We start from the raw sequence: 20,285 nt of genomic DNA on the forward strand, positions 1-20,285 counted from the left end.
CGAACCGGTATTGCAGCGAATATTTCAGATGAGAGTGACCGAACCGCCCGGTCCGTGCTCGTCGGCGGCGCCGACCTCGCCCGCGATCCAGGCGTCGACGCCGTGCTCGGCCAGCAGGGAGACGGCCGCGTCGGCGGCGTCGGGGGCCACGATCGCGACCATGCCGACGCCCATGTTCAGGGCCTGGTCCAGATCGGCCTGGGCGACGCCGCCCAGCTCGCCGACCAGGGAGAAGACCGGAGCCGGGGTCCAGGACGAGCGGTCGAGCCGGACCGACACCGAGTCGGGCAGCACGCGCTCGAGGTTGGCCGCCAGGCCTCCCCCGGTGATGTGCGACATCGCGTGCACCTCGACGGCATCGGCCAGGGCCAGGCACGGCTTGGTGTACAGCCGCGTGGGCGTGAGGAGCTCCTCGCCCAGCGTGCGGCCGAACTCGGGAACCTCACGGTCGAGCTTCCAGCCGGCGATGTCGAAGAAGACGTGGCGCACGAGCGAGTAACCGTTCGAGTGCAGTCCGGAGGACGCCATGGCGATGACGACGTCGCCCTCGCGCACGAGGTCGGCGCCCAGCAGGCGGTCGGCCTCGACGACTCCCGTCGTGGAGCCGGCGATGTCGTACTCGTCGGGGGCCAGCAGGCCGGGGTGCTCGGCGGTCTCGCCGCCCAGCAGCGCGGTGCCCGTCTCGGCACACGCCTCGGCGATGCCCTTGACGATGTCGGCGATGCGCTCGGGCACGACCTTGCCGGTCGCGATGTAGTCGGTGAGGAACAGCGGCTCGGCGCCACAGACCACGAGGTCGTCGACCAGCATGCCGACGAGGTCGAAGCCGATCGTGTCGTGCCGGTCCATGGCCTGGGCGATGGCGACCTTGGTGCCGACGCCGTCGGCGCTGGTGGCCAGCAGCGGCCGCGTGTACGACTTGAGCGCCGAGGCGTCGAACAGCCCGGCGAAGCCGCCGATGCCGCCCACGACCTCCGGACGCGTCGCGCGGGCGACCCACTGCTTCATGAGCTCGACGGCGCGGTCGCCCGCTTCGATCGAGACTCCGGCGGAGGCGTACGAGGTCACTGGATCACCTTCAAGGGCTCGGTCCCGTTGGCCGGCAGCTCCAGGAGGTGCTTGCCGATGAGGTCGTCGTCGGGCAGCTCGATCGGGTAGACCCCGTCGAAGCAGGCCCGGCAGAGGTTGTCCCCCGGGACGTTGGTCGCCTCGATCAGATCGTCGAGCTCGACGTAGGACAGGCTGTCGGCGCCGATGGAGCGGCGGATCTCGTCGACGCTCAGGCCGGTGGCGATCAGCTCGGCGCGCGAGGCGAAGTCGATGCCGTAGAAGCACGGCCACTTCACCGGCGGGCTGGAGATCCGCACGTGGACCTCGGCCGCGCCGAACTCGCGCAGCATCCGCACGAGCGCGCGCTGGGTGTTGCCGCGGACGATCGAGTCGTCGACGACCACGAGGCGCTTGCCGGCGATGACGTCGCGCAGCGGGTTGAGCTTGAGCCGGATGCCGAGCTGGCGGATCGTCTGGGAGGGCTGGATGAAGGTGCGTCCGACGTAGGAGTTCTTGACCAGGCCGTGACCGAACGGGATGCCGCTCTCCTCGGCGTACCCGATGGCCGCCGGGGTGCCCGACTCCGGCACCGGGATGACCAGGTCGGCCTCGACCGGTGCGGTGCGCGCCAGCTTGCGGCCGATGCGCTCGCGCACGCTGAACACGCGCTGCTCGCTGATGGTGGTGTCGGGGCGCGCCAGGTAGACGTACTCGAAGATGCAGCCCTTGGGCGCGGCCTCGGCGAACCGGCTGCTGCGCAGGCCGTCCTGGTCGATGGCGACGAACTCGCCGGGCTCGATCTCGCGGATGTAGGAGGCGCCGACGATGTCGAGGGCGGCGGTCTCGCTGGCGATGACCCAGCCGCGCTCCAGCCGGCCGAGCACCAGCGGGCGGATCCCCTGCGGGTCGCGGGCGCCGTACAGCGTGGTCTCGTCCATGAACACGAGCGAGAAGGCGCCGCGCACCTTCGGCAGGACCTCGAGCGCGGCGTCCTCGACCGAGCGGTCGCGGTAGGACGCGAACAGCGAGGCCATGACGGAGGTGTCGGTCGTGGCGGTCTCGGCCTGAGCGGACTTCGGATCGCCCGCCGTGCGCTCGCGCAGCAGTTGGACGAGCTCGTGGGTGTTGGTCAGGTTGCCGTTGTGGCCCAGCGCGACCGACCCCTGCGCCGTGGGGCGGAACGTCGGCTGTGCGTTCTGCCAGACGCTGGCGCCGGTGGTGGAGTAGCGCGCGTGGCCGATCGCGACCTCGCCCTGCAGGGACTCCAGGGTGGCCTCGTCGAAGACCTGGGAGACGAGTCCCATGTCCTTGTAGACCAGGATCTGGCGGCCGTTGCTGACCGCGATGCCGGCCGACTCCTGCCCGCGGTGCTGCAGGGCATAGAGGCCGAAGTACGTCAGTTTCGCGACTTCCTCGCCGGGGGCCCAGACACCGAAGACACCACAGGCGTCCTGGGGTCCGGCATCGGCGGGGTCGAGCTCGTGGGTCAGGAGACCATCTCCGCGGGGCACGGCTCCAGTCTAGCGGCCACCGGTGGGTGCCATGACCACCACGGGAAGGTGCGAGAAAGGCCACAAACAGTCACGGCTGCTTGGAACTCTTCCGCTCGGGACGGATGCGCACTACGGTGTGAGCCACTTCACAACGCACCGACTCGTCATCGCCCCTCAGGAGCTTCCATGACCGACGCCACGTTCATCGCCGACCACGCCCGCGCCGCAGCGGAGGCCGCCCCCGACGACACGGGCTGGATCTACGAGGGTCGCGAGTGGACGTGGGGCCAGGTCTGGGAGTCGGTGCGCCGCACCGCCGGCGCGTTGAGGGCCGAGGGTGTCGGCCAGGGCGACCACATCGCGGTGGTCGACAAGAACAACCCGGCGATCCTGCAGCTGGTGCTCGGCGCGAGCCTGCTCGGCGCCGCCACCGCGATCGTCAACTGGCGCCTCGCCGGCGACGAGCTGGACTACACGATCAACGACTCGGGCGCCAAGGTGCTCTTCGTCGGCGCCGAGCTGCTCGACCAGGTCGACGTCGTCCGCGACAAGCTCACGACGGTCGAGAGGATCATCGTCATGGGCGGCGACGCCGACGAGTTCGAGGCGTGGCAGGCCGCCGGCGAGCCGCTCGACCAGGCGCCCGGAACGAGCGCCGACGATCCCGTCGTCGTCATGTACAGCTCCGGCACGACCGGGCGGCCCAAGGGCGTCCTGCTGACGCAGCGCAACCTCGTCGCCCACACCGAGAACGCCGACGCCGGCGTCGAGTACCCCGAGGGCTCGAAGATGCTCGTGGCGATGCCGATGTTCCACGTCGGCGGCACGTCCTACGCCATGTTCGGGATCAAGAACCGCGTGCCGGGATACATCATCCGCGATGTCGAGCCGACGGCACTCGCCGGCGCGATGATGTCCGGCGTCACCCACGCGTTCCTCGTGCCCGCCGTCGTGGCGATGCTGCTGCAGGCCGGCGACGATGCGATGAAGCTGTTCAGCGGGTTGCGTGCCTTCTCCTACGGCGCGGCCCCGATGCCCCAGACGATCCTGCGCGGCGCGCAGCAGCACTGGCCCGAGACGGCGTTCTACCAGGTGTACGGCCTGACCGAGTTCTGCGGCGTGGTGACGATGCTGCACGACGACGAGCACCGCGACCTCGAGCACCCCGAGCGACTGCTCTCGGCCGGCAAGCCCATCCCGGGCGTCGAGGCACGCGTCGTCGACCCGGCCACCCTGCAGGACGCGGCTCCCGGCGAGGCCGGCGAGCTGTGGTTCCGCACCGCGCAGGCCACCCCCGGCTACCACGGCCGGCCGGACGCCACGGCCGAGCTCTACGCCGGCGACGGCTGGGTCCGCACCGGCGACATCGGCCGGATCGACGCCGACGGCTACGTCTACGTCGAGGACCGGATCAAGGACATGATCATCACCGGCGGCGAGAACGTCTACTCGCCGGAGGTCGAGCGCGTCCTGTCCGAGCACCCCGACCTGCTCGAGGTCGCCATCATCGGCGTCCCGGACGAGACCTGGGGTGAGTCGGTCAAGGCCGTGGTGGCGCTGCGTGAGGGCGCCCACGCGACCGAGGCGGAGATCATCGCCTGGGCGCGCGAGCACCTCGCGCACTACAAGGTGCCGCGCACGATCGACGTCGTCGAGATGCTGCCCCGCAACCCCTCGGGCAAGATCCTCAAGCGCGACCTGCGCAAGCCCTACTGGGCCGGTGGCCGCCAGGTCTGAGCCGTCGCGGTCAGGAGACCGACTCGATGACGACGTCCTTGGCGGGGGCGACGCCGTCCGGGCCGTTGCCGTCCTTCTCGATGGCCTGCGCGACCTTCAGGCCGGCGGCGTCGACCTTGCCGAAGACCGTGTACTGCGGGGGGAGATCGGCGTCGGCCAGCACGATGAAGAACTGCGAGCCGTTCGTGGCGGGCTGCCCGGTGTTGGCCATCGCCAGCGTGCCGGCCGGGTAGGTCTCGTCGCCGCTGAGCTCGTCGTCGAAGCGGTAGCCCGGTCCTCCGGTGCCCGTCGCGGAGGGATCGCCGCACTGCAGCACGAATCCGGGGACGAGGCGGTGGCACTTCGTGCCGTCGAAGTAGCCCTGCTCCGCGAGAGAGACGAAGGAGCTGACCGTGCAGGGCGCCGCGTCGGGCGTCAGTGTCAGCTTCATGTCCCCGCGGTTCGTGGCGACCGTGAGCGTGTCGGCAGCCTTCGGCTCGGCGGGCGGCATCTTGGCCTCCTTCGAGGCCGAGCCGTCCTTGACGTACGTGCACGTCCCGGCAGCGGTATCACCCGAGTCACCGTCGTCGTCGCCTCCGCAGGCGGCGAGCACGGGCACGGCGAGGATCAGCAGGGCCAGGAGTCGTAGACGCATGCGCCGGATACTACCGACCCGGCGCCGGATCGAGCGGGAGCAGTGGTGTGAGGTCGGACCGCTCACCGCTGGCGCGCACCGTCGCGTCGGCCCACGCGAGCCGACCACGGCCCAGAGCGATCCAGGTCTCGGGATCGGTCTCGACCACCGCCGGCGGGGTTCCCCGCGTGTGGCTGGCCCCCTCGATGCACTGGATCGCCGCGAACGGCGGGATCCGGACCTCGACGCTGTGGCCGGGCGCCTTGCGCTGCAGGACCGCCAGCAGGTGCTTGGTCGCGGCCTTCAGATCGGCGCGCTCGGCCGTCCCGGCGTCGATCCGCTCGCAGATCTGCGCGAACTCGGCCGCAGGGAGCGGGGTCAGCATGCGGGCCATCGGGAAACCGTCAGTCCGGCAGCCGCAGGGCGGAGTGGCGCGGGCGGGGCGCGGCGGCCTTGCCGGCCAGGTACTCCTCGGTCGTGACGCCGGTGACGTCCGCGGGGTCGCGGCCCTCCTCGGCGAAGACGCGACGGGCGATGTCGGCCCACGTCTCGACCGGGCCACGACCGGTGACGTGGTGGATGCCGTACGGGGCGCCCGAGCGGACCAGGTCGACGATGCCCTCGGCCAGCACGGAGGCGGGCGTGAGGCGGCCGAACTGGTCGTCGACCACCGACGGCGAGACGCCGTTGCGGGCGAGCCGGCGCATCGTGTCGACGAAGTTGGCACCCTCCCCGACGACCCAGCTGGTGCGGACGAGGTAGTTCTTCGGCACGACCGAGGTCACGGCCTCGGTGGCCGCCTTCGTCTGGCCGTAGACGCCCAGCGGCGACACGGCCTCGTCGACCTCGTGCTCCTCGACGGTGCCGTCGAACACGTAGTCGCTCGAGACGTTGACGAAGGTGAGCCCGTGGGCGATCGCGATCCGCGCCATCGCCGCCACGCCCGTGACGTTGATGGCCCAGCACAGGGTGCGGCCCTCGGGCGTCTCGGCGCCGTCGACGTTCGTGTACGCGGCGGCGTTGATCAGGGTGCCGACGCCGTTCCAGTCGATCGTGTCGAGGGTCTCGGGCCTCGAGAGGTCGATCTCCGGGAAGTCGTGGAACTCGGCGTCGGGCAGGATCTCCTGCAGCGCCTTGCCGAGCTGTCCGCCGGCACCGATCACGACGGTGCGACGCGGCGCCATCGGCTCGACATCGGCCAGCATCGGATGCGCCTTGTCCTTGTCGGACATCTCGGCGATGGGCAGCGGCCACGGGATCGCCAGCTCGGGGTCGAGCAGGTTGACGTTCGCGTAGACGGCGTCGGCGCTCCAGTGGTCGTTGACCAGGTACGTGTAGGCGGTGCCGTCCTCGAGCACCTGGAACGAGTTGGCGACCCCGCGCGGCACGAACACCGCGGTCTGCGGGTTCAGCTCGATCCAGAACGTGGCGCCGAACGACTCGCCCTCACGCAGATCGACCCAGGCGCCGAAGGCGCTGCCGGCCGCGACCGAGACGTACTTGTCCCAGGGCTCGGCGTGGATGCCGCGGATCGTTCCCGCAGTGCCGTTGAAGGAGATGTTCTGCTGGACGGGCCCGAAGTCGGGAAGCCCGGCCTCGACCATCTTCTCGCGCTGCCAGTTCTCCTTGAACCAGCCGCGGTTGTCGCCGTGGACATCCAGATGGACGACGAGCAGGCCCGGGACGGGAGTGGTCTCGATCTTCATCGGCGCTCCCTCACTGTCCCGCTGCGGCGTACTTGGCCTCGGTGGCCGCCTTCGCGGGGCGCCACCAGTCCTCGTTCTCGCGGTACCAGCGCACCGTGTCCTCGAGGCCGGCCGAGAAGTCCGAGAACTGCGGGGTCCAGCCCAGCTCGGTGCGCAGCTTCGTGGCGTCGATCGCGTAGCGCAGGTCGTGTCCGGGACGGTCGGTCACGTGCTCGAAGTCGTCGGGCGCGCGGCCGAAGAGCTGCAGCAGCGCCTCGACGACCTCGCGGTTGGACTTCTCGCCGTCGGCGCCGATCAGGTAGGTCTCGCCGATGCGTCCCGACTCGAGGATCGTCAGGACGGCCGAGTTGTGGTCGTCGACGTGGATCCAGTCGCGGACGTTGAGGCCCTCGCCGTACAGCCGCGGGCGGATGCCGTCGATCAGGCCGGTGATCTGGCGGGGGATGAACTTCTCGACATGCTGGAACGGCCCGTAGTTGTTGGAGCAGTTCGAGATCGTCGCGCGGACGCCGAAGGAGCGCACCCAGGCCCGGACCAGCAGGTCGGAGCCGGCCTTCGTGGACGAGTAGGGGCTCGACGGGTTGTACGGCGTCGACTCGGTGAACCGCTGCGGGTCGTCCAGTTCGAGGTCGCCGTAGACCTCGTCGGTCGAGATGTGGTGGTAGCGCACGTCGTGCTTGCGCACGGCCTCGAGCAGCGCGAACGTGCCGATGATGTTGGTGTCGAGGAACGGACGCGGCCCCACGAGCGAGTTGTCATTGTGCGACTCGGCCGCGAAGTGCACGACCGCGTCGTGCTCGGCGACCAGCGAGTCGACCAGCTCGGAGTCGGCGACGTCCCCGACGACGAGCGACACACGGTCCTCGGGCAGACCGGCGAGGGACTCACGGCTTCCGGCGTAGGTCAGCTTGTCCAGGACGGTGACGCGGTCGTCCGTGCGCTCCACCACCTGTCGGACGAAGTTGGACCCGATGAACCCGGCACCGCCGGTGACCAGCAATCGCATGCGCACGAGCGTACCGTCCGTCGGAACCCCCGGGGCCCGCCGATCGAATAGGCTGCAACCCATGCGTGGCATCATCCTGGCCGGGGGAACCGGCTCGCGACTGCACCCGATCACCCTCGGCGTCAGCAAGCAGCTCGTCCCCGTCTACGACAAGCCGATGATCTACTACCCGCTGTCGACCCTCATGGCGACGGGAATCCAGGACATCCTGATCATCACGACGCCCCACGACGCCGAGGCGTTCGAGCGCCTCCTGGGCGACGGCTCCCGCTTCGGCGTGAACCTGACGTACGCCCAGCAGCCCTCGCCCGACGGCCTGGCGCAGGCGTTCATCATCGGCGCGGACCACGTCGGCGACGAGGGCGCGGCGCTCGTGCTGGGCGACAACATCTTCTACGGCGCGGGCGTCGGCACGAGCCTGCACCGCTTCGACCACACCGTCGGCGCGGCCGTCTTCGGCTACCACGTCGCCGACCCGAGGGCGTATGGCGTCGTCGAGTTCGACGAGTCCGGCCGCGCGATCTCGATGGAGGAGAAGCCCGAGAAGCCGCGCAGCAACTACGCGGTGCCCGGGCTGTACTTCTACGACAACTCGGTCATCGAGCGCGCCCGCGTGCTCAAGCCGTCGGCCCGCGGCGAGCTCGAGATCACCGACCTCAACCGCACGTACCTCGACGAGGGCACGCTGCAGGTCGAGGTGCTCCCCCGCGGCACGGCATGGCTCGACACCGGGACGTTCGACGACCTCGCCGACGCCGGCGCCTTCGTGCGCACGATCGAGAAGCGGCAGGGACTCAAGGTCTCGTGCCCCGAGGAGATCGCCTGGCGTCAGGGCTGGCTGACCGACGACGAGCTGGCGACGATCGCCCGCCCGCTGGTCAAGAGCGGCTACGGCGACTACCTACTCGGCCTGCTGCAGTCCTGAGACGGGGCCGAGCCAGGCGTCGAGCACCCGGGCGGTGGCCTCGCCGTCGTCCAACGGGGCGAACCGCTGGCGGAAGGCCGTGCGGTCGGCGCCGGACGTGTCCCCGTTCAGCAGCACCTCGATCACCTCGTCCGTCGACGTGACGACGGGACCCGGCGGCATCTCGCGCAGGTCGAGGTAGAAGCCGCGCTCGTCGCGGTACTCGTCGGCGTCGGGCACGAGCAGGATCTGGAGCCGCTCGGTGACGGCGAAGTCGAACATCACCGACGAGTAGTCGGTCACCAGCACGTCGGCCGCCGCGAGCAACGCCGTGATGTCCGGGTGGCCCGTCACGTCCACGACCCCCGGCGAGGCGAGCAGCCCTCGTCCCGCGGCCGCGTTGCTGTGGCTGCGCAGCAGCACGGTGGCGCCGGTGCGCTCGTGGACCCGTGCCGCGTCGAGGTGCGACACGAAGGCGCGCCGCCCGCCGGCGTCGCGGGCGGAGTCGCGCCAGGTGGGGGCGTAGAGCACGACGAGCTCGTCGCCGAGTCCGAGCGCCTCGCGGGTCCGGTGACGCAGCGCCCCGTCGCCGTCCAGGGCGAGCGCGTCGTTGCGGGGGTAGCCCTCGACGATCGTGCGCCCCGTGGACGCCAGCGCCCGGGGCAGCACGCCCGCGGCGTAGGCGTTCTGCGCGAGCAGGGCCTCCCACGCCTTGGACTCACGCTCCATCGCGGCGGTGTAGCCGGCCGTCAGGCGCGCGTTCTCGATGTCGTGGCCGACCCGCTTGAGCGGCGTGCCGTGCCACGTCTGCAGGTAGCGCTGGCCCTCGCGGAACCGGACGTAGTGCGGGAACTCGGCGTTGTTCACGAGGTACCGCGCGTGGGTGAAGGCGTCGTGCCACTCGCGCGAGTGCAGCAGCACCGGGCGCATGCCCTCGGGCACGGCGACGGAGTGGTCGGTGACGACCCAGTCGACCGGGATGCCGCGCTCGACCAGGCCACGAGCGATCGGGGCGACGCTGTCACCGGCGCCGGTGCCGCTGAAGCACATGACGAGGGCGCGCTCGCGCAACGGCCCGGCGTGCTCGCGGATCTCGTCGAGCAGCAGCCGCTGCCGACGGCGGCCCCGGTCCTCGACCGGGATGGGATTGCGCACCACGAGCGAGACGTCGGCCTCGCCCGGTGACCAGGCGCGTGCGGTGACCAGCAGGTCGACGAAGTCGATCGCCCGGTCGGCCAGCGACCGGCAGAGCGCCTCGGGGTCCTCGAGGTCCAGGGGCACGTCGGCGGTGACCGCGTAGCGGCCGGAGGGAATCGTGGCGACGGCGCCGAAGCGCTCGGCGACCGCGTCCAGGCTCAGGGGCGATGTCCCGCTGCCCCACTCCTGGGTCGGCGCCGCGACGCGCAGGTCCAGGCCGTCGGCCGTGAGCCGCACTCCGGCGTCCGTGGCGAGCACGCCGACGGGCCGGACCCGATCGTGAAGCACCGGGATGGTGATCTCGGTGCGACGGACGACGCCGTCGACGGTCACGGTGATCGCGAGGGTGATCGGCTCGCTGCGGTCGAGCTCGAGCCGGACCCACCAGGAGGCCTCGGTCTGGTCGGCCCACCGCTCGCCGCTCTCGGCATCGGCAACCGCGTCGGGTCGCATCGTCACCTCGGGCACGACGGTGCCGCGACTCGTGGTCGCCTCGACCGAGACGCTGTCGGCGGTCGGGTCGAAGGTGATGCCGGAGATGAACGACGTGCCCGCCACGTAGACCGGCGACGAGCCCGCCACCTCGACGGCGACCCGGGCCACGAGGTCGTGCTCCTGCGCGACGAACATCCAGTCGGGTGCGTCGACCGGCTCGCCCAGCCGGATCCGGTGGGTGCCGCGCTCGACCAGGAAGGACGGGCCGTGGACGGTGCGCGACTCGGCCAGCAGGTCGACGACGTCGCGGTGGTCGATCGAGGCGCTGTACAGGGCCACGCGATCGCGCACGGGCAGGTTCAGCCAGTCCTCGCGTGACCAGCCGTGAGCGGCCGCGGCCACCTCATCGACGAGCGCGCGCCAGCCGGGCTCGTCCAGGCGGAAGGCGGTGCGGACACGCTTGGCCATCGCCGCAGGGGACGGCCCATCGCCGCCGTGCCGGCGCAACCGTTGAAGCGCTCTGCGCACGAGGTCCACGGCGTCAACCTACCGGCGTGAGCACCTGCTCGCCGTTCCGGCGTCGAACGCGACGACGTTCTCCCCCGGAGTGTCGGCGTGTACCCGGGGTCTACTTCTGGACCTTCTCCCGTGCGGGACCCGAGGTACTCCTCACCGTCCAGTCGGCCGACAACTCGTGTCCCAGTCTGGCTGAATCACGCGCGAGGATCAGCAGCGTGGTCGCGCTGCCACCAGAAGGTGAGCTGCTCGCGCGGGACCTTCGGCTGCACGACAACCTTCAGGCGGCGCGGGCCGGCCAGGGCGAGGTAGCCCTGCCGGTCCTCCAGCTCGAAGTCCCACGGCAGGCGCAACGCCAGCACCTGGTCGACGAGCCCGTGGACCTCGTGCTCACCCACCTCGGTGGGGATCTCGATGTCCTCGGGATCGGTCAGCTCGCCCTTCCACACCGCCACGTCGCGGCGGTCGAGCAGCCACGGCTCCTCCCCCGAGAGCGTGGGACCGCCGGCGTCCTGGCGGATCGCGGCCGAGCCGAGCGGGTCGATGCGCGTCGCCACCGCGCGCCGGGTGCGGCCGTGGTGCGTGACCTCGACGACGAGCTCGGACACGTCGACGTCGTCGGGGTCCGGCAGTGCGACCGAGAGGTCCCAGACGCTGTCCTCGTTGCTGCGACGCGTCGTGCGAACCCGGTGACCGATGAACTCGTCGGCCGGGGTCACCGTGAACTCGCGTTCCCAGCCCGTGATGTCGCGCAGCCACGCCCGACACGTCGGACGATCACCGTCGACGTGACGCAGCCAGCCCGCGATGGTCAGGCGCAAGCCGGACTCGTCGAGGTGCGCGCGCAGGACCGTCGCGTCGAGCGGGGTCTGCCGCTCGGACAAGACCCGTGCCTCGTCGGGGACGTCGGGATCACCCGCGAAGGGGAAGACCAGCGCGGGCCGGCCGTCCACATCGTCCGACCGCAGTGACGGCAGGTCGAAGCCGCCCTGTTCGACGAAGGTCGTGACGTCGTGGGCCCGTCCCGCCCGCAGCAGCGCGTAGACGACCCGCGCCTCCGCCGGGGCCTGCGACAGGTCGAGGTCGGGTTCGGCGAGCAGTTTGAGTGCTCCCCTGAACAGCCGCTCGCGGTAGCCCGCATCGGCGACCTTCGCGAGGGTCCGCAGGTACCGCGGCACGTCGTTCGAGAGCACCTGCGAAGCCCGGGCGGCACGCGCTCCCGGCACTGCGTCGAGAGCATCGAGGCTCAGCGCGATGGCGTCGAAGAAGGCGCCGATGGACCGCTCGGTGGCCTCGCGGGTGATCGAGCCGGGGCGGATGCGCCACAGGTAGGTCGGGAACGGCACGAGGTCGATCCGGTCCGCCGCCGCGAAGGCTCGCGCCGTGACCTCCTGGTCCTCGTAGAGGACGCCGGGACGGAACTCGAGCGCGGCGCGATCCCAGAACGAGCGGCGGTAGACCTTCGACCACGCCGTCGCCTGGGCCAACACCTCGGGGTTCTCGTGGGCCGTGACCGTCCGCGCCTGCGGCTCGTAGAGGTCGGCGACCCAGGGCGGCGCGGGGCTGGGGGCGTCCGCATCGCGGAACTGCGCGTACGGCAGCAGCGCATAGTCCGAGCCGCTGCGCTCGAGCATCTCGACGGCCGCGGAGAGGCCCTCGGCGGACACGAGGTCGTCGGAGTCCACGAAGGTCAGGTACGGCGCGGTGGCGTGCTCGATCCCGGTCGTCCTCGCGGCGCTCAGGCCGCCGTTCTGCCGCGTCACGACGTGCACCCGCGGATCGCGCCGGGCGTGCCTGCGCGCGATCTTCGCACTGCGATCGGTCGAGCCGTCGTCCACGACGATCACCTCGAGGGGCGCGTCGGTCTGGGCCAGGATCGAGTCCAGGCAGTCCGCCAGGTACTGCTCGACGTCGTACACCGGCACGACGACGCTCAGCAGCGGCTCGGGAGCCGCCCGGCGGAACAGCCTCACGTGTCCCACCCGAGCAGGCCGTCGACGACCCGCTCGGCGGCGTGCCCGTCGTGGAAGCGGTTGAACCGCTCGTTGAAGGCGGCGTACGCATCCGCGTGCTCGGCAGCCCACGAGGTGTCACGGACGAGCGCCGCCAGCTCGCCGGAGTCGCGGACGACGGGGCCGGGCGCGGACTCCTCGAACGGGAACAGGAAGCCGCGCAGCTCCTGCTCGTACTTCTCCAGGTCGGGCACGAAGAAGATCATCGGCTTGCCGGTGATCGCGAAGTCGAACCGCAGCGACGTGTAGTCCAGGATCGCCAGGTCGGCGGCCAGCACGAGGTCGTTGATCTCGGGGTGGTCGGTGACGTCGACGACCCCTCCCCCACTGCCGTGGCGCTGGTCGGACCGGGCGACGGAGTGGTGACTGCGCTGCAGCACGACCACGTCGTCACCGAGCTGCTCGGCCAGGGCCTTGACGTCGAGGAGTCCGGGGTCGGCCGAGGTGTTGTCACCGCGCGACAGGTCCTCACGCCACGTGGTGGCGTGCAGGACGGCCGTCTGGTCGTCGCGAATGCCGAGCAGGCGACGCGTCCTGCGGCGCACCTCGGCGGCGTCGTCGGCCAGCAGGGAGTCGGTGCGCGGCAGTCCGTGATCGAACGCCGGTCCGTCCCAGTCGTAGGCCTCGCGGTAGAACTCGGCGGCCTCGGGATAGGGCAGGCAGATGACATCCCAGTACGCCGAGCGACGTGTGGTGGCCTCGTACTCGGCGCGCCACGGCGCCATCCGCCGCACGAAGTCGGGCCGGCCCATGCGCTTGAACGGCTGGCCATGGAAGGTCTGCAGGTACACCTGGCCCGGGCGCAGCCGCGTGTAGGCGCCCACCTCGGTGTTCTTGACGATGTACTTCGCCGTCGCCAGCGCCGAGTACCACTCACGCGTGCCGGCGATGACGCGCTTGGCGCCCTCGGGCAGCGCGACCGAGTGGTCGACGGCGCCCCAGTAGAGGCGCAGGCGCGGATCGCGACGGCGCAGCTCGCGGTGGATCGCCGCCTGGCTGTCGGTGGCGACCTCGGCCCAGTAGCACTGGAACATCACCGCGCGCGGATCGACGGGGGCCTCGTAGGCCTCGTACGCCTCGCGCAGGTAGCGCTGGCCGTACATCGTGTTCTCGTCGGGCAGCCGCGGCTTGATCAGCCGCAGCCCGTCGTGCGTGGTGTGGCCCACGAGCGGACCGTCGGCGAGGTCGGTGGGCCAGTCGACGAGCTCGGCGGCCAGCGGCACCGACTGCCCGTCCGCGGTCACGGCGTAGTCCCCCACCGGGAGCGGCAGCGGGCCGCGGCCCCAGCGGTCGGCGGTGGCCGGGAAGACGGCGCGGAAGCTGGAGCCCAGCCGGCTGAACTCGATGGCCTTCACGGTGACGGACGCCGACTCCAGCGTCGGCGCAGTGGTCAGGCCCCGGCCGCGGACCACGATCGTGTCGCGCTCGAGGTCGATGCCGTCGATCGCCGGCCCGATCGGATCGGCGGGCACGAGGAGGTCGAGGCGTCCGCCGGCGGTGCGTCCCGCGAGGCGCACCTCGATCTCGAGGTCGAGCGCCTGCTCGGGACCCAGCCGCGAGATCGGCAGCTCGATCGCCCAGGTGCTGCGGTCGTACGTCTCGCGCCACATCGCGCCGCCGCCGCGGTGGCCGGAGGTCTCGCCGATCCACTCCGCCCGCACGCCGGGAGTGATGACGATCAGCTCGGGCACGGCGCCGTCGGCGTCGATGTGCGCGAAGCCCGCCCGGATGACCGCCTCGAACCGGTCCTCGACCACGCGAGCCCGGACGACCTCGCCGGCGAAGCGAGTCTCGGAGGTGGCCAGGACGAACGTCTCGCGCGGAATGGACGGGTCGTCCCAGCCCGGCAGGTGCACGACCGGCTCGCCCTCGTGCAGCCCGGCGGCGAACTGGCGCACGTCGAGCAGGCCGTGGTCGAGCGCGGCGTGGAGGGCGTCGGGGTCGTCGTTCTCGAGGTGGTGCAGGGCGACCTTGGCCCAGGACGGGATGCGGCGCACCAGCGCGGCGCGATCGACCTCGCGCAGCCAGTCGGGCAGCCGCTCGCGCAGCTGGGCCTCGACGCTGCCGTCGAGATCCTTCGGCAGCTTGCGGACCAACGGGGGGAACTCGCGCGCCAGGACGTCGAGGGGCTTCGCCGGACCCGTCGCGAGGTCCCGCACCCGCCGCGTGAGCGACCGCAGCTTGCCCATGTCACCTACGCCTTCGCCGAACATCCCGGACGGCGTCGATGCTATACGCTCGCCGCGTGTCGCCTTCTGCTGCAGCACCGGGCGAGCCGGCCACACCCTTTCCCGCCGGAGCCTGGTTCTCCGTCGTCGGGAACGTCCGGCTCGGCGCCGGTGGCCAGACTCGGATGGTCCTGCTCCGTCATCGGCTGTTCGTCGCCGCAGGGCTCGACTTCCCGATCCTGACCTACAACCCCGTGCCCTCGTACGAGCCGATCCGCGCGGGCCTGCTGGCCGAAGGTCTCCTGCTGCCACAGAGCCGGCTCATCAACCTCCACGAGGACCTGCGTGAGCGCGACCTGGCCGCGCTCCCCTCCGTCGACGTCCCGCCCGTCCCCCGCCCGGACCGGACGCTGGACGACGTCGAGGACGGCTACACGTGGCGGCGCCGCCACGTGGGCGCCGACGGCGCCGAGACCACCTGGGAGTACCTGCGCCCCGACGGCACGACGTACGCGTTCACGCCAGCGGACGACATGGCCGGCGACACGCGCGTGCTCGACCGTGACGGGCGCGTGGTGCTGGCCGGCGACGGACTCGGCGACCTGTGGCGCTGGTGGACCCGGCAGCTGGCTCCCGCGGCCGGGCCGGTGTTCCTCGTGAGCGACAGCCGGTTCGTCGCCGAGGAGCTGGGTCTGCTGGACGATCCGCGCTTCGTGCTGATGCACCAGATGCACAACCCCCACCTGCGCGGCGATCGCCGCTGGGACTCCCCGATCGAGCCGTCGTACGCGTCGTCACTGGAGCACGTGGATCGGTTCGACGCCCTGAACACCTTGACCGAGCGCCAGCGGCACGACCTGCGCCTGCGCTTCGGCGACCTGCCGCAGTTCCACGTGCTGGCCAATCCGGTGGAGGCCGTCGAGCCGCCCTCTCCCCCGCCGGCGCGCATACCGGGCCGCATCGTCGTCATCGCTCGCCTGCACCCCCAGAAGCAGCTCGACCGGGCGATCGACGCCTTCGCGCTCGTCGCGCCGCGTCACCCGACCGCGACGCTGGAGATCTACGGCGACGGCGACGAGGAGCAGAAGCTGCGGGACCGCGCCGCCGAGCGCGGCGTCGCCGACCGCGTCGTCTTCCACGGCCACGTCCCGGACGCGGCGGACCGACTGTGGGAGGCCGACCTGGCGTGGCTGACCAGCCGGTTCGAGGGCTACGGCCTGTTCATCCTCGAGGCCCGCATGCGTGAGTGCCCGGTCCTGGCGTTCGACGTGCCGTACGGGCCTGCCGAGCAGATCGAGTCGGGCGTCGACGGGGTGCTGGTGCCGGCGGGCGACGCCGCACGCCTGGCGCACGCGACGCTCGACCTGCTGGCCGACCGCGAGCGTCTCGAGTCGATGCGCGGCCGCGCACGCGCCGGGGCGATCGCCCACGGCCACGAGTCCTTCCTGGCGGACTGGGCACAGGTCGCGCGCGAGGCACTCGACCGCAAGCCGACGCGCGTGCGTCTGGACGACGTCCGCGTCGACCTCCGTGGGCGTGAGGCCCGCGTCCACGTCGAGGGCACCGGAGACCTCGACGATGTCCGGCTGCGCTGGCAGGCGTGGCAGCCCGGTGACGCCGGCCCGACCGATCTGACCACCTCGCTGGACCGCGACGGCGCAACGTTCACGGTGCGCGCCGGCCGGGCGCCCCGCGGCGCTCGCGAGCGGCTGCTGCTGACGTGGCAGAACGCCTCGTGGCAGCAGGACGTGCCGCGCCGGCGCTGGTGGCGCCGCGGCTGAGGCTCACTCGGGCCGGTCGAAGACCTTGCGAGTCAGAGCCTGCACGTCACGGTCGAGGTGGTCGAGCCGCGTGTCGACGCGAGCGAACTGGGCGTCGACCCGCTCGAAGCGGGCGTTCATCTCGCCACGGAGACCGTTGACCTCGCCCCGCAGTCCGCCGATCTCTCCCGCGAGATCACCCCTCAGACCAGCCAACTCGGCGCGCAGGACTCGGGTGAACGTGCCGGTCACCAGACCCATCATCGCGAAGATGGATGCACCGAAGACCCCCATCAGCGTCCACACCTGCGGCTCGTTCAACTCGCTCACTCCCCCATCATGACGACTGGAGGACGACGATGCCAGACCTCGCTGACACCCACCGCAGTGTGCGTCGAGGATGTGGATACCGCGCTCAGGCCGGCGAGGGATCGGCGTCGGACGAGCTGGCCTTCTCCTCGTCGTCATCGGTGGGCAGCCGGCAGGCCCACTCGAGGATCAGTGCGGCGATGAGCAGCAGCAGGGCGGCGCCGGCCGCGGCGGCCGAGCGCCAGAGCCTCATCTCGCCCATCTCGGTCGAGGAGCCCAGATAGGCCAGCGCGTAACCGGCGTAGCCGCCGGTGAAGACCCCGCCGACCATGACGGCGGCCTTGGCCAGCGCCAACAGCCGGATGCCGTGCTCGGCGGCGAACCAGCGCTGCCGACGATGCAGGTTCTGCCAGGTGCCCCAGGCCAATGCACCGATCGCGATCGCTCCGCAGAGCATCACGATCGCGGCTGCCCAGCCGGGGACCGGCGGGGACGCCCCGTCGAACCGGACGATGAGGGGCGGCAGCAGTCGACCGACGATCAACCCCGTCGCGACCAGCGCGACGACGTAGAGCGGAGAACTGCGCCGAACCTGCCTCATCGGTGGGTCACAGGATGATCTCGACGTCCTCGCGCTTGGTCACCCCGGAGGCGTCGACGCCCGAGATCAGGTCCGCGACGAACCCGTGTCCGGGGATCTCGCCCTCGGGATCGATCTCGAGCCACGGCACGAGAACGAACGCGCGCTCGTGGGCGCGGGGGTGCGGCAGCGTCAGGGTGTCGTCCTGGGCCACGCGGTCACCGACGACGATGATGTCGACGTCGAGGGTGCGCGGGGCGCCCGGCTCGCTGCGCTCGCGCTCGAACGCGTCCTCGATCGCCATCGCGCGGTCGAGCAGCGTGTGCACGGTCAGCGTGGTGTCGAGCAGGACGACGGCGTTGAGGAACGGCCCCGAGCCCTCGGGAGCCCCGACGGGCTCGGTCTCGTAGACCGAGGAGATCGCCACGACGGTGACCTCCGGAGTGTCCTCCAGCGCGGAGACCGCACCCTGCAGACGGCCGGCCCGGTCGCCGAGGTTCGAACCGATCGACAGCACGGCTTGACGAATGGGGCGCATGCCTCCGGTCATCGTGTCCGCGTCGAGTTCGTACGGGGTGGGTGCTTCGGTCACAGCTTGCTCCGCTCCATCGTCACGGTGACATCGGAGAATGCCACCTCGATCGGCGCCTCGGGCTTGTGCACCGTCACGCTAGCCCAGCGGACGGGCTCATGGCCCAGACATACGCTCACTATACGGAGGGCCAATGTCTCGATCAGGTCCACGGGGTCCCCCGTGATGATCGCGTGCACCTGCTCGGCCAGCTCGCCGTAGTGCACGGTCCGGGACAGGTCCCCCGTCGTCGCCGCGGGCTCCAGGTCGACCGACAGCACGATGTCGACGACGAAGGTCTGACCGTCCCTGCGCTCGTGGTCGAAAACGCCGTGGAAACCCACGGCGGACAGGCCCCGCAGCTCGATGCGGTCGCCCGGGTGCTGGTCGCTCATACGTCCTCCGGATCGATCAACGGCGACGCGTGCCGCGCCCAGAACCGCCATCGTCCACCATCGCGCACGAGGATGCTCGTGGCGACGGCGCGACCGCCGTTGAAGGACTCGACCGACCCGCCGTCGGACAGGATGTTCTCGGTGCACACGACGATCGCCGTGGTCGGGTCCTTCGCCGGCAGCAGCGACACCTCGACGTCCGTCAGGAAGAACTGGATGTAGCCGACCCCGGCCATCAGCACGGTCCACGAGCGCAGGATCGGCGCCGTGCCCTGCAGCGGCGGCGCCCCCGGGTGGACGCAGGTCGTGCCCGGATCGTCGACCCACAGGGCCGCCATCAGGTCGGCGTCGCCGGTCTCGACCGCGTCGTAGAAGGCGCGGTGCGCGGCCAGGACGTCACTCACCGGGTCGCTCCGCCCGCAGCCGTGCGACGACGCGCACGGCGTCCGCGCTGCGCCGGGGCTCGTGGACGCGCACGCCCCACGCGCCGGCCAGGGCCGAGAGGGTGCTGATCGCCGCCGTGGCGTCCTCGCGCTCCTCCACCGGGCGCGGACCCACCTCGTCGGCCAGCAGGGCCCCCAGGAAGCCCTTGCGGCTCGCGGCGACCAGCAGTGGCCGGCCCAGGCTCGTGAACCGGTCGAGGTGCGCCAGCAGGGTCCAGTTCTGGTCGCCGGTCTTGCTGAAGCCCAGGCCGGGGTCGAGCACGATCCGGTCCGGGTCGACGCCCGCGTCACACACCGCGTCGAACTGCTCCCAGAGCTCGGCCAGCACGTCCTCGACCACGTCGCGGTACTCGGTGTGCTGCTGCATCTGCTCGGAGTGGGCGCGCCAGTGCATCACCACGAACGGGACACCCGTGCGGGCCACGAGCGGCACCATCGCCGGGTCGGCGCGGCCGCCCGAGACGTCGTTGACCAGGACGGCACCGGCGTCGATCGCCTGCTCGGCCGTCTCGGCCCACATGGTGTCGACCGAGACCAGGACGCCCGCGTCGGCGAGGCGGCGCACCACCGGCACGACGCGGCGCAGCTCCTCCTCGCGGTCGACCGGCAGGGCGCCGGGGCGCGTGGACTCGCCGCCGACGTCGACCAGGTCGGCTCCGTGGCGAACCAGCTCGAAGCCGTGCTCGGCGGCGGCGCCGGGGTCGAACCAGCGGCCGCCGTCGGAGAAGGAGTCGGGCGTGACGTTGACGACGCCCATGACGACGCAGCGGTCCTGCGCCAGCCCGGGCAGTGGCAGCGTCACCACGACAGCTCCCGGCCGCTCACTTGGAGATGAGCTGCATCGCCTCGGCCCGGGTCGCCGGGTCGAGCAGCTGGCCACGGACCGCACTGGTGATCGTGCGGGCGCCCGCCTTGGCGACACCGCGCATCGTCATGCACAGGTGCTCGGCCTCGATGACCACGATGACGCCCTGCGGATCGAGCACCTCGACCATCGCCTCGGCGATCTGCGTCGTCAGGCGCTCCTGCACCTGGAGCCGGCGCGCGTACACGTCGACGAGGCGGGCCAGCTTCGACAGGCCGGTGACGTGGCCCGTCTCGCCGGGGATGTAGCCGACGTGGGCCACGCCGAAGAACGGCACCATGTGGTGCTCGCACATGCTCCAGACCTCGATGTCGCGGACCAGCACGAGCTCGCGGTGGCCGACCTCGAACACCGCCGAGAGGACCTCGCGGGCGTCCTGGTCGTAGCCGCCGAGCAGCTCGGCGTAGGACCGCGCAACGCGCGCCGGAGTGTCCTGCAGGCCGTCACGGTCAGGATCCTCACCGATGGCCGCGAGCAGCTCTCGGACGGCCGCCTCGGCGCGGGGGTGGTCGACGGGCACGGGGG

The 20,285-nt window shown here is 71.4% G+C and carries 19 protein-coding genes; 3 read left to right on the forward strand and 16 right to left on the reverse strand.

All coding sequences use genetic code 11. The features are described 5' to 3' along the window. Positions 1 to 24: 24 nt before the first annotated feature. Positions 25 to 1,068: a phosphoribosylformylglycinamidine cyclo-ligase gene (gene purM, locus NP095_RS13370; protein ID WP_256766097.1), complete on the reverse strand. Its 1,044-nt coding sequence runs from the start codon at positions 1,066 to 1,068 to the stop codon at positions 25 to 27. Continuing rightward, complete coding sequence (purF, locus tag NP095_RS13375) at positions 1,065 to 2,561, reverse strand: amidophosphoribosyltransferase (protein ID WP_232419197.1); 1,497 nt, start codon at positions 2,559 to 2,561, stop codon at positions 1,065 to 1,067. Before purF ends, purM begins: the two co-directional genes overlap by 4 nt. 168 nt (positions 2,562 to 2,729) lie before the next feature. Here purF and NP095_RS13380 point away from each other — a divergent pair, with 168 nt between their 5' ends. Next, entirely contained in the window at positions 2,730 to 4,280 is a 1,551-nt protein-coding gene (locus NP095_RS13380; RefSeq protein ID WP_232419196.1) for a long-chain-fatty-acid--CoA ligase, read from the forward strand. Between the two features lie 10 nt (positions 4,281 to 4,290). Here the strand turns inward: NP095_RS13380 and NP095_RS13385 are convergent, their stop codons facing one another. From NP095_RS13385 to rfbB, 4 genes are read right to left on the reverse strand one after another with little or no spacing between them, the layout of a single operon-like run. Then, positions 4,291 to 4,914, reverse strand: a complete 624-nt coding sequence (locus NP095_RS13385) for a peptidylprolyl isomerase (protein WP_232419195.1) — start codon at positions 4,912 to 4,914, stop codon at positions 4,291 to 4,293. A gap of 10 nt (positions 4,915 to 4,924) precedes the next feature. Beyond that, positions 4,925 to 5,287 carry a sterol carrier family protein gene (locus NP095_RS13390; protein ID WP_306173261.1) on the reverse strand — a complete coding sequence of 121 codons (363 nt, stop codon included), beginning with the start codon at positions 5,285 to 5,287 and terminating at the stop codon, positions 4,925 to 4,927. A 10-nt stretch (positions 5,288 to 5,297) separates the two neighbouring features. Further along, the gene (locus tag NP095_RS13395) at positions 5,298 to 6,599 is read right to left on the reverse strand and encodes a sugar nucleotide-binding protein (protein WP_232419194.1); all 1,302 of its coding nucleotides are present in this window, start codon (positions 6,597 to 6,599) and stop codon (positions 5,298 to 5,300) included. A 10-nt stretch (positions 6,600 to 6,609) separates the two neighbouring features. Beyond that, positions 6,610 to 7,605 carry a dTDP-glucose 4,6-dehydratase gene (gene rfbB / locus NP095_RS13400; RefSeq protein ID WP_232419193.1) on the reverse strand — a complete coding sequence of 332 codons (996 nt, stop codon included), beginning with the start codon at positions 7,603 to 7,605 and terminating at the stop codon, positions 6,610 to 6,612. Between the two features lie 61 nt (positions 7,606 to 7,666). Between rfbB and rfbA the strand changes: the two genes are divergently transcribed. Then, positions 7,667 to 8,530: a glucose-1-phosphate thymidylyltransferase RfbA gene (gene rfbA, locus NP095_RS13405; RefSeq protein ID WP_232419192.1), complete on the forward strand. Its 864-nt coding sequence runs from the start codon at positions 7,667 to 7,669 to the stop codon at positions 8,528 to 8,530. Here the strand turns inward: rfbA and NP095_RS13410 are convergent. The 3 genes from NP095_RS13410 to NP095_RS13420 form a co-directional block, all read right to left on the reverse strand. Then, entirely contained in the window at positions 8,507 to 10,609 is a 2,103-nt protein-coding gene (locus NP095_RS13410; protein WP_232419191.1) for a CDP-glycerol glycerophosphotransferase family protein, read from the reverse strand. The two genes, rfbA and NP095_RS13410, sit on opposite strands and share 24 nt — an antisense overlap. Before the next feature lie 245 nt (positions 10,610 to 10,854). Then, on the reverse strand, positions 10,855 to 12,630 hold the full coding sequence (locus tag NP095_RS13415) for a glycosyltransferase (protein ID WP_232419190.1): 1,776 nt from the start codon (positions 12,628 to 12,630) through the stop codon (positions 10,855 to 10,857). Further along, positions 12,627 to 14,858 (reverse strand): CDP-glycerol glycerophosphotransferase family protein, encoded by a 2,232-nt coding sequence (locus tag NP095_RS13420; protein WP_232419189.1) that lies wholly within the window; start codon positions 14,856 to 14,858, stop codon positions 12,627 to 12,629. The genes NP095_RS13415 and NP095_RS13420 overlap by 4 nt, the downstream gene beginning before the upstream one ends. Positions 14,859 to 14,914: 56 nt before the next feature. Between NP095_RS13420 and NP095_RS13425 the strand changes: the two genes are divergently transcribed. Further along, positions 14,915 to 16,618: a glycosyltransferase gene (locus tag NP095_RS13425; RefSeq protein ID WP_232419188.1), complete on the forward strand. Its 1,704-nt coding sequence runs from the start codon at positions 14,915 to 14,917 to the stop codon at positions 16,616 to 16,618. A gap of 3 nt (positions 16,619 to 16,621) precedes the next feature. Here NP095_RS13425 and NP095_RS13430 read toward each other — a convergent pair whose 3' ends face one another. The 7 genes from NP095_RS13430 to folE form a co-directional block, all read right to left on the reverse strand. Further along, positions 16,622 to 16,927: a hypothetical protein gene (locus tag NP095_RS13430; RefSeq protein ID WP_232419187.1), complete on the reverse strand. Its 306-nt coding sequence runs from the start codon at positions 16,925 to 16,927 to the stop codon at positions 16,622 to 16,624. Positions 16,928 to 17,012: 85 nt separating this feature from the next. Beyond that, positions 17,013 to 17,507, reverse strand: coding sequence for a DUF3180 domain-containing protein (locus tag NP095_RS13435; protein WP_232419186.1), 495 nt, complete (start codon positions 17,505 to 17,507; stop codon positions 17,013 to 17,015). 7 nt (positions 17,508 to 17,514) lie between these two features. Beyond that, complete coding sequence (gene folK, locus NP095_RS13440) at positions 17,515 to 18,078, reverse strand: 2-amino-4-hydroxy-6-hydroxymethyldihydropteridine diphosphokinase (protein WP_232419185.1); 564 nt, start codon at positions 18,076 to 18,078, stop codon at positions 17,515 to 17,517. Beyond that, positions 18,075 to 18,452 carry a dihydroneopterin aldolase gene (folB, locus tag NP095_RS13445; protein ID WP_232419184.1) on the reverse strand — a complete coding sequence of 126 codons (378 nt, stop codon included), beginning with the start codon at positions 18,450 to 18,452 and terminating at the stop codon, positions 18,075 to 18,077. Before folB ends, folK begins: the two co-directional genes overlap by 4 nt. Then, the gene (locus tag NP095_RS13450) at positions 18,449 to 18,856 is read right to left on the reverse strand and encodes a nuclear transport factor 2 family protein (RefSeq protein ID WP_232419183.1); all 408 of its coding nucleotides are present in this window, start codon (positions 18,854 to 18,856) and stop codon (positions 18,449 to 18,451) included. Before NP095_RS13450 ends, folB begins: the two co-directional genes overlap by 4 nt. Further along, the gene (gene folP / locus NP095_RS13455) at positions 18,849 to 19,652 is read right to left on the reverse strand and encodes a dihydropteroate synthase (RefSeq protein ID WP_232419523.1); all 804 of its coding nucleotides are present in this window, start codon (positions 19,650 to 19,652) and stop codon (positions 18,849 to 18,851) included. Before folP ends, NP095_RS13450 begins: the two co-directional genes overlap by 8 nt. A 64-nt stretch (positions 19,653 to 19,716) precedes the next feature. Further along, complete coding sequence (gene folE, locus NP095_RS13460; RefSeq protein ID WP_232419182.1) at positions 19,717 to 20,280, reverse strand: GTP cyclohydrolase I FolE; 564 nt, start codon at positions 20,278 to 20,280, stop codon at positions 19,717 to 19,719. Positions 20,281 to 20,285 lie beyond the last annotated feature (5 nt).

Origin of the sequence: Aeromicrobium duanguangcaii (assembly GCF_024508295.1) — a bacterium.
Lineage (GTDB): Bacteria > Actinomycetota > Actinomycetes > Propionibacteriales > Nocardioidaceae > Aeromicrobium > Aeromicrobium duanguangcaii.